Origin of the sequence: Azospirillum sp. Sh1 (assembly GCF_008365135.1) — a bacterium.
GTDB classification, from domain to species: domain Bacteria; phylum Pseudomonadota; class Alphaproteobacteria; order Azospirillales; family Azospirillaceae; genus Azospirillum; species Azospirillum oryzae.
On the sequence record NZ_VTTK01000074.1, the window covers coordinates 1 to 9,618 of the forward strand.

Consider the following 9,618-nt stretch of genomic DNA (forward strand, 5'->3'; position numbering starts at 1 on the left):
CCGACGGGGGTGGAGGTCTGCCACGCGATGGTGCATGGCGGCCCGTTCCCGGCGACGTCGGACCCGCGCAGCACCTCCGTCGGCACGCTGGCGATCCGCCGCTTCCTGCGCCCGGTCTGCTACCAGGACATTCCCACCGACCTGCTGCCGGAGGCCTTGCGCGACGGCAACCCGCTGGGGCTGTGGCGGCGGGTCGACGGGACGCTTGGACGAGATTAACCGCCGGAAAAGACTGACCGACACCAGCAACCCGCAACGGCTGCGTCAGAGGGAGCGCTGACGCAGGGCAAACCGTCGGAACCGGCCGAGTGCCGGATTCGGCGGCCGGGGACGGCGTGCGTCCGCGCATCGCCGAATCATCGCTCCCGCACACGGTACCGAAGCAAGAACAAACCGCATTAAGAGGAAACCCTGATGGTGAGATCCGCTCTGCTGCTTGGCGCAGCCACCCTTTCGCTCGTCTCCGTCCTGGGAGCCGGCCCGGCCTTCGCCCAGTCGAAGTTCGACGTGGTCATCGGCGGCGACGCCTATTTCGAGGCCGGCTATGTCGACCAGGACCGTGACGCCGGCCTGCGCTCCACCGAGTTCCGCAACCGCCTGCGCCTGCTGGTGACGCCGAAGGCCAAGGCCGACAACGGGCTGGAATATGGCGCCCGCCTGCGCCTGCTGGCCGAGAACGGCACCAGCAACGCCCGCACCGCCACCTACGACCGCGCCTTCCTGTTCGTCAACGGCAGCTTCGGCGTCCTGCATCTGGGCGTGGAGAACGGCCCGTCCGACGACAGCGGCATCATCGCCCCGTCCGACTGGGGCACCGGCGGCGTCGACGGCTCCTTCCCGTCCTGGCTCGGCAACAGCGCCGCCAACGCGCCGGTCACCATCGGCAACATCCGCGCCCTGATCTCCGGCAACAGCGCCACCCGCGCCACCTACTGGACCCCGGAAATCGCCGGCTTCAAGCTCGGCGCCTCCTACCAGCCGTCGTCTGACAGCAGCGGCACCGACGTCAACCGCTCCAAGTTCGCGCTCGCCTCTGCCAACCGCACCGGCGCCTATCGCGACGTCTACGAGGTCGGCGGCACCTATACCAACAGCTTCGGCGGCGTGGCGATCAACGGCAGCCTGTTCTACCTGGGCGGCAAGGCCAAGGACTCCAGCCTCACAGGCGCGAGTTTCGACGATCTGTCCTCCACCCATGCCGGCCTGACGGTGGCCTATGGCGGGTTGAAGGTCGGCGGCAGCTATGCCTGGTCGGGCGACAGCGGCTATGCCAAGTCCAGTACCGCCGGCATCGTCAGCCGCGAGAAGCAGGATGTCTGGACCGTCGGCGCGCAGTACACCTTCGGGCCCACCACGCTGGGCGTCGGCTACCTGAACGCCAAGGACGCCGGCGACCTGACGGTGCGCGGCCGGTCCAAGTTCGAGCTGATCACCGTCGGCGCCAAGTATGTCGTCGCCCCCGGCTTCGCCATCGGGCCGGAATACAACCACTTCAAGCTCAGCTCCGACGTCGCCGCCAACAGCGACAAGGGCGACATGTTCCTGGTCCAGGCCAATCTTGCTTTCTAAGGGCCTTGCATTCTAAGGGCCCCGCCTTCTGATACCGGCCGGTTGACGTCCTGGCCCTTTCCTTCGGCTTCGCGCCGCCCGCGGTGTTTCTCTCCATCCCGCCGCGGCGGTTGCGTCCCGGCGCGCTCTCCCTCGGGTGCGTCGGCCCTGTTCCGGACTGGAGCAGGGTCACCTCACGGCCGGGCGGCCCTGCGCTGCCCGGCCGTTTTTTCGACCTGAGTTTGGGCCTGATTTTTAGGCCGGCCATATTCTTTTCGGCATCATGCAGGTCGAGAATCGTATTGGACAGTTATGGTTCTGCGTACTTAAAGTAGGCATGACGAACAATTTCGGATCGGGCTCCGATCAGGAAATTCAGCGCCCCGTGCCGTCGCCTGCCTCCATCCAGCAAGCACTGCAAAAAATCGTCGCCTCAGAACCTCGCCTAAAAAACCTCGCCTTATAAACCTCAGGGAGTGAAACGGATGTCCAGGAAATGGGTGATCTCCGCCGCGACCGCCGCCGCGGCGCTGTTCATCGGGTTGGGCGCCGTCCAGGCCGCCGATGCCAAGAAGCTGGTCGTCGGCTTCTCGCAGATCGGGTCCGAATCGGGCTGGCGCGCGGCAGAGACGAAGACCGCCAAGACTGAAGCCGAGAAGCGCGGGATCGACCTCAAGATCTCCGACGCTCAGCAGAAGCAGGAGAACCAGATCAAGGCCGTGCGCTCCTTCGTCGCCCAGGGCGTCGATGCGATCTTCATCGCGCCGGTGGTGGCGACCGGTTGGGATTCGGTGCTGAAGGAGGCCAAGGAGGCGAAGATCCCGGTCATGCTGCTCGACCGCCAGATCGAGACCAAGGACCAGAGCCTCTACATGACCGCCGTCACCTCCGATACCGTGCATGAGGGCCGGGTGGCCGGCGAATGGCTGGCCAAGCAGACCGGCGGCAAATGTGCCGTGGTCGAGCTGCAGGGCACCGTCGGTTCCTCGCCCGCCATCAACCGCAAGAAGGGCTTCGACGAGATCGTCGCCAAGAATCCGGGGATGAAGATCATCCGCACCCAGTCCGGCGACTTCACACGCGCCAAGGGCAAGGAGGTGATGGAAAGCTTCATCAAGGCCGAGAATGGCGGCAAGGGCATCTGCGCCGTTTATGCCCACAACGACGACATGGCGGTCGGCGCCATCCAGGCGATCAAGGAAGCCGGCCTGAAGCCGGGCAAGGACATCCTGGTCGTGTCCATCGACGGCGTGCCCGACATCTTCAAGGCGATGTCCGAAGGCGAGGCCAACGCCACGGTGGAGCTGACGCCGAACATGGCCGGCCCGGCCTTCGACGCGCTGGTCGCCTTCAAGAAGGACGGCAAGATGCCGCCGAAGTGGATCCAGACGGAATCGAAGCTGTTCACGCCCGACACCGCCAAGGCCGAGTATGAGCGCCGCAAGGACGCCTACTGATCCTGTTTGAACTTTGGGGCCGCGGGGGCGTTCCTCTCGCGGCCCTGCCTTTTCCGATGCGCTTCCGGCGAGGTCCGTCATGACGGCGTCCACCGCTCCTCCTTCAGCGCCGCTGCTGGCGATCCGCGGGCTGTCCAAGGCCTTCCTCGGCGTCCAGGCGCTCGACGGCGTCGATTTCACCCTGCGCCATGGCGAAATCCATGCCCTGCTGGGCGAGAACGGCGCCGGCAAATCGACGCTCATCAAGACGCTGACCGGCGTCTACCAGCGCGACGGCGGAACCGTGGCGCTGGAGGGGCGGGAGATCGCGCCGCGCGGGGTGGAGGAGGCGCAGCGCCTGCACATCGGCACCGTCTATCAGGAGGTCAACCTGCTGCCGAACCTGTCGGTGGCGGAAAACCTGTTCCTGGGGCGCCAGCCGATGCGCTGGGGTTTGGTCGACCGCGGCGCCATGCGGCGGCGGGCGCGTGCCATCCTGATGCCCTACGGCTTGTCGATCGACGTGACGGCGCCGCTCGGCCGCTTTTCGGTGGCGACCCAGCAGATCATCGCCATCGCCCGCGCGGTCGACATGTCGGCCAAGGTGCTGATCCTCGACGAACCGACCGCCAGCCTGGACGCGCAGGAGGTGGCGGTGCTGTTCAAGGTGATGCGGACCCTGCGGTCGCGCGGGATCGGCATCGTCTTCGTCACCCATTTCCTCGATCAGGTCTATGAGGTCTGCGACCGCATCACCGTGCTGCGCAACGGCCGGCTGGTGGGGGAGCGGCGGACGGCCGAGCTGCCGCGCCTGGATCTGGTCGCCATGATGCTGGGGCGCGAGCTGGAGGCGGCGGCGCACCGCATCGACCTTGGCCCGGCGGAGCTGGACAGCCGTCCGCCGCTGGCCAGTTTCAAGGGATTCGGCAAGGCGCGCAGCGTCGAGCCGTTCGACCTCGACATCCGTCCGGGCGAGGTGGTGGCGCTGGCAGGATTGCTGGGATCCGGCCGGACGGAGACGGTGCGGCTGGTCTTCGGCATGGACCGCGCCGACCGGGGCGAGGCGACGGTGGACGGCCGGACGATCCGGCTGAAGGGGCCGCGCGACGCCGTGCGGCTCGGCTTCGGCTTCTGTCCGGAGGACCGCAAGAAGGAGGGCATCGTCGGCGAACTGTCGGTGCGGGAGAACATCATCTTGGCGCTGCAGGCGCGGCAGGGCTGGCTGAAGCCGATCCCGCGCCGCCGCCAGGAGGAGATCGCCGACCGCTTCATCCGCCTGCTCGACATCCGCACGCCGGACGCCGAACGACCGATCCAGCTGCTGTCGGGCGGCAACCAGCAGAAGGCGCTGCTGGCGCGCTGGCTGGCGACCGAGCCGCGGCTGCTGATCCTCGACGAGCCGACGCGCGGCATCGACGTGGGCGCGCATGCCGAGATCATCCGCCTGATCGAGCGGCTGTGCGCCGACGGCATGGCGCTGCTGGTGGTGTCGTCGGAGTTGGAGGAGATCGTCGCCTACAGCCGCCGCGTCGTCGTGCTGCGCGACCGCCGCCATGTCGCGGAATTGAGGGGAGGGGAGGTCAGCGTGGAGCGCATCGTCGCCGCCATCGCGTCGGAGACGCCGAACGCCATCGCGTCGGAGACGCCCAATTCAGAGGTGCGTCAATGACGCTGTCCGCTCCCGGCCCGTCGCGCAACCTGCCGCAATATGGCGCGCTGGTCGCCGTTCTGCTGGCCAACTGGTTGCTGTTTCCCGATTTCTTCGCGATCCGTCTGCAGGACGGCCGGCTGTTCGGCAGCCTGATCGACGTGGTGAACCGCGGCGCCCCGGTGGCACTGCTCGCCATCGGCATGACCATGGTCATCGCCACCCGTGGCGTCGACCTGTCGGTGGGGGCCGTCATGGCGATCTCCGGCGCGGTCGCCGCCACCATGACCGGTGCCGGATGGAGCCTGCCGGCGGTGCTGGCTGCGTCGCTGGCCGCCGGCCTGCTGTGCGGGCTGTGGAACGGGCTGCTGGTGGCGGTGCTGCGCATCCAGCCGATCATCGCCACCCTGATCCTGATGGTCGCCGGGCGCGGCATCGCCCAGCTGGTGACGGAGGGGCAGATCGTCACCTTCACCAGCCCGGCGCTCGCCTTCATCGGCGGCGGGTCCTTCCTGACCGTGCCGATGCCGGTGGTCATCACCATCGCGCTGCTGGCGGTGACGGCGCTGCTGGTGCGGGCGACGGCGCTGGGGCTGATGATCGAGGCGGTCGGCATCAACCGGCTGTCCAGCGCCGGGGCCGGCGTCAACACGCCGGTGGTGCTGGTGGCCGTCTATGTCTGGTGCGGGCTGTGCGCGGCGGTGGCCGGGCTGATCGTCACCGCCGACATCCGCGGCGCCGACGCCAACAATGCCGGGCTGTGGCTGGAGCTGGACGCCATCCTGGCGGTGGTGGTCGGCGGCACGTCGCTGCTGGGCGGGCGGTTCGGGCTGGTGCTGTCGGTGGTGGGGGCGCTGATCATCCAGGCGATGAACACCGGCATCCTGCTGAGCGGCTTCAAGCCGGAATTCAACCTGATCGTCAAGGCGGGCGTCCTGCTGGTCGTCCTGCTGCTGCAATCGCCGACGCTGACCCTGTTCCTGCCGCGCCCGAAGGGGGCGCGTCCGATGGGCGCGGTCAAGCCGCCGGTGGCGCCGACCAGCGGAGGGGCAAAGCCATGACCAGTGCACTCCAGCGGTTCCTTCCGCTGATCGTCACCACCGCGGTGCTGGTGGTCGGGTTCCTGCTGTGCGCGGCGCAGTTCCCCAACTTCGCCTCCTGGCGGGTGGTGGGCAACCTTTTGACCGACAACGCCTTTCTCGGCATCACCGCGATCGGCATGACCTTCGTCATCCTGTCCGGCGGGATCGACCTGTCGGTGGGGGCGGTGATCGGCTTCACCACCGTGCTGCTGGCCGTGCTGATCGAGCATGGCGGCTGGCACCCGCTGGCCGCCTTCGCCGTCGCGCTGATCGCCGCCGGCGGATTCGGCGCGGCGATGGGCGGGGTGATCCATGTCTTCCAGATGCCGCCCTTCATCGTCACGCTGGCCGGGATGTTCATCGCCCGTGGGCTGGGCTTCGTCCTGACCACCGATTCGGTGCCGATCAACCATCCGCTCTATGGCGAGCTGAACGACATCGCGCTGCGCTTCGGGGCGGGGGGCAAGCTCAGCCTGCCGGCGATGCTGATGCTGGGTGTGGTGGTCGCCGCGGTGGTGCTGGCGCACTGGACCCGTTTCGGCGCCAACCTCTATGCGCTGGGCGGCAACCGGCAATCGGCGGAGCTGATGGGCGTGCCGGTGGGGCGGACGACGGTGGCGGTCTATGCGCTGTCGGGGCTGCTGGCCGGGCTGGCGGGGATCGTCTTCTCGCTCTACACCGGCGCCGGCTATTCGCTGGCGGCGACGGGGGTGGAGCTGGATACCATCACCGCGGTGGTGATCGGCGGAACGCAGCTGACCGGCGGCTATGGCTATGTCGTCGGCACCTTCGTCGGGGTGCTGATCCAGGGGCTGATCCAGACCTACATCACCTTCGACGGCACGCTCAGCAGCTGGTGGACCAAGATCGCCATCGGCGTGCTGCTGTTCGTCTTCATCCTGTTGCAGAAGGGTCTGCTGACGGTCTGGGCCGGCCGTGGCGGTGAACCGGCGGAGGCGTGATGCCCATCGAGAGTTTCCTGTTCGATACGCATGAAGGACGGCCGGTGGAGGGGTTCATCCTGTCCGCCGGCGGGCTGGAGGCGACCGTCATCGCCCATGGCGCCCGGCTGGTGCGGATGATGGTGCCCGGCCGCGACGGGACCGGCGCCGACGTGGTGCTGGGCTTCGACCGGTTGTCCGATTACCTGGCGAGCGACGCCTATTTCGGCGCCACCTGCGGCCGGTACGGCAACCGCATCGGCGGGGCGTCCTTCACGCTGGACGGCGTTTGCCATGAGTTGGCCGTCAACGAGCCGCCGAACCAGCTGCATGGCGGACCGGAAGGGTTCGACCGGCGGGTCTGGGAGGCCGAGGTCGATGAGGCGGAGAACGCCGTCACCTTCACGCTGGTCTCGCCGGACGGCGACCAGGGCTTTCCCGGAACGCTGACGGCGAGCACGCGCTACCAGCTGAGCGAAGACGGGGTGCTGGACATCCGCATGACGGCGACGACCGACCGGCCGACCGTCGTCAACCTCGTTCATCACAGCTACTGGAACCTCGGGGGCCATGCGTCGGGCGATCTGCGCGACCATCGGCTGACGGTGCGGGGCGGCTTCACCACGCCGGTCGGCGCCGACCTGATCCCGACGGGGGAGGTACGGCCGGTGGACGGCACGGCCTTCGACCTGCGCGGCGGAGTGGGGCGCGGCAGGGTAGAGCTGGGCGAGGCGCTGGCGGCGGTCGGCGGTTTCGGCTTCGACCACAACTGGTGTCTGGACGGGCCGGTGGGAGAGCTGCGGCCGGTGGCGATGCTGGAGCACCCGGCATCGGGCCGGTGGATGGAGCTGGCGACCGACCAGCCGGGGCTGCAGGTCTATACCGGCGGCTATCTCAGCGAGAAAATGGTGGGGAAGGGCGGGCAGCCCTATCGTCGTTTCGCCGGACTGGCGCTGGAGAGCCAGCGGTTTCCCAACAGCCCGAACATCGGCCATTTTCCGTCGGCTCGGCTCGACCCCGGCGAAACCTACCGGCATCGGATGCTGCTGCGATTCGGGGCGGTCTGAACGGAATCGGGGAACCGTCCGCCGGCTTGCGGGGTTCATCGAAGGGCATGGCAGCGGTTCCGCTGCCGGTCCCGCGATGCCGCTCCACAACGCCGGAAGGAAAGCTCGACATGGCAGCGATGCCGGACGCCTCCCGCCCAGACTCCCCGTTTCAGGCTGGCCGGACTCCGGCCGGCCCGGTTCTGGTGCCCGGCCGGACCTGCTGGCGGATCGAAACAGCGGATCGGGTGGCGGTCATCATCGACGCCGCCGCCTATTTCGCCCGGATCAAGGCCGCCATCCTCAATGCCCGCCACACGGTGATGCTGATCGGCTGGGATTTCGACACCCGGATCAAGCTGGAGCCCGACGACCCGATGCCGGGCGTGCCGAACGAGCTGGGCGATTTCCTGAGCTGGATCGTCCGGGTGCGGCCGGAACTGACCATCAATGTGCTGAAATGGGATCTGGCGGTCCTGAAGATGCCGTTCCGTGGCCGGACTCCGCTGGTCCTGCTGGACTGGATGACCAGCCGGCGCCTGCGCTTCCGCCTGGATTCCGCCCATCCGCCGGGCGCCTGCCACCACCAGAAGATCGCCATCATCGACGATGCCCTCGCCTTCTGCGGCGGCATCGACATGACCACCGACCGCTGGGACACGCCCGACCACCGCGACGGCGACCCCCGCCGGGTGCGGCCGAGCGGCGAGCCATACGGCCCCTTCCATGACGTGACCACGGCGGTCGACGGGGAGGCTGCGCGGGCGTTGGGTGACCTGGCGCGGGAGCGCTGGCGCCGCGCGACCGGCGAGACGCTGGTCCCGCCGCCGCCGGTCCCGGCATTCTGGCCCGACGATCTGGAACCCGACTTCCGCGACCTCCCGGTCGCCATCGCGCGTACAGATCCGATGGCGGACCATGAGGGAACGCAGAAGACGGGAAAGCGCGGCGTGCGCGAGATCGAAGCGCTGTATCTGGCCGCCATCGCCGCCGCGCGCGATTTCATCTACCTGGAAAGCCAGTATTTCGCCTCGCAGAAGATCGTCGGAGCCATCACCGCCCGGCTGTCGGAACCCGACGGGCCGGAGGTGGTGGTCATCAATCCCGAACGCACGCCCGCCTGGGTCGAGGAGGAGGCGATGGGCAGTGCACGCTCGCTGCTGCTCCAGCGCCTGCGCGCGGCCGACACCCACCGCCGCTTCCGCATCCTGGTCCCGGTGACCGAGGGCGGAGAGGGCATCTATGTCCATGCCAAGGTGCTGGTGGTCGACGACCGGCTGCTGCGGGTGGAGTCGTCCAACATCAACAACCGGTCCCAGGGGCTGGACACCGAATGCGACCTTGCCATCGAGGTCCCGCAGGGCGAGCGGCCGGAGGTGTGCCGCGCCATCCGCTCCGTCCGCACCCGCCTGATGGCCGAGCATCTGGGCGTCACCGTGGCCGAGGTGGAGCGGACGGAGGAGGAGACCGGATCGCTGACCGCCATGGTGGACCGGCTGATGCGCCCCACCGGCCGCTCGCTCCGCCCGCTGGAGCCGGAGCCGCTGAACGAGACGGAGCGCCGGCTGGTGGACGAGCGCCTGCTCGACCCCGACCGGCCGGAGCCGATGGCGGAGACGATCCTGCGCGGCGCGACGGTGTTCGGCGACGTGAACCGGGCGGCGTGGCGCATCGGCGCCGGGGTCGCGGCGGGCGCGGCGGTGGGGGTTGGACTGGCCCTTCTGGCCCGCCGGAACGGGCTTGGGAAAAATTTTCGCAGAGAGTGAATTCTCCGCTTGCGGGCCGCGGTCCATCCCGCTACATAGGCGCTCCCCGCGGCGCCCAACGCGGTGCGGGGAAAGCGCTTGTGGCGGAACTGGTAGACGCGCTAGGTTCAGGTCCTAGTGGCTGAAAGGCCGTGGGGGTTCGACTCCCTCC

7 protein-coding genes, 1 tRNA gene and 1 pseudogene are annotated in these 9,618 nt (G+C 68.5%); all 9 read left to right on the plus strand.

What is annotated here, in order from left to right; translation table 11 throughout:
• Positions 1–219 (plus strand): annotated as a pseudogene (locus FZ029_RS32420) (aldehyde dehydrogenase (NADP(+))); the annotation flags it as partial.
• A gap of 195 nt (positions 220–414) precedes the next feature.
• Positions 415–1,569, plus strand: coding sequence for a porin (locus tag FZ029_RS32425; RefSeq protein ID WP_149274274.1), 1,155 nt, complete (start codon positions 415–417; stop codon positions 1,567–1,569).
• 464 nt (positions 1,570–2,033) lie between these two features.
• Positions 2,034–3,005, plus strand: coding sequence for a galactofuranose ABC transporter, galactofuranose-binding protein YtfQ (ytfQ, locus tag FZ029_RS32430; RefSeq protein ID WP_149274276.1), 972 nt, complete (start codon positions 2,034–2,036; stop codon positions 3,003–3,005).
• Between the two features lie 79 nt (positions 3,006–3,084).
• A complete protein-coding gene (ytfR, locus tag FZ029_RS32435) occupies positions 3,085–4,653 on the plus strand; it encodes a galactofuranose ABC transporter, ATP-binding protein YtfR (RefSeq protein WP_149274278.1) in 1,569 nt (522 codons plus the stop codon).
• Positions 4,650–5,693 (plus strand): ABC transporter permease, encoded by a 1,044-nt coding sequence (locus tag FZ029_RS32440; protein ID WP_149274280.1) that lies wholly within the window; start codon positions 4,650–4,652, stop codon positions 5,691–5,693. Before ytfR ends, FZ029_RS32440 begins: the two co-directional genes overlap by 4 nt.
• On the plus strand, positions 5,690–6,676 hold the full coding sequence (gene yjfF / locus FZ029_RS32445; RefSeq protein ID WP_149274282.1) for a galactofuranose ABC transporter, permease protein YjfF: 987 nt from the start codon (positions 5,690–5,692) through the stop codon (positions 6,674–6,676). Before FZ029_RS32440 ends, yjfF begins: the two co-directional genes overlap by 4 nt.
• The gene (locus tag FZ029_RS32450; RefSeq protein WP_149274284.1) at positions 6,676–7,722 is read left to right on the plus strand and encodes an aldose epimerase family protein; all 1,047 of its coding nucleotides are present in this window, start codon (positions 6,676–6,678) and stop codon (positions 7,720–7,722) included. The genes yjfF and FZ029_RS32450 overlap by 1 nt, the downstream gene beginning before the upstream one ends.
• 110 nt (positions 7,723–7,832) lie before the next feature.
• Entirely contained in the window at positions 7,833–9,467 is a 1,635-nt protein-coding gene (locus FZ029_RS32455) for a phospholipase D-like domain-containing protein (RefSeq protein WP_211104285.1), read from the plus strand.
• Positions 9,468–9,549: 82 nt separating this feature from the next.
• Positions 9,550–9,618: transfer RNA gene (locus FZ029_RS32460), tRNA-Leu, on the plus strand.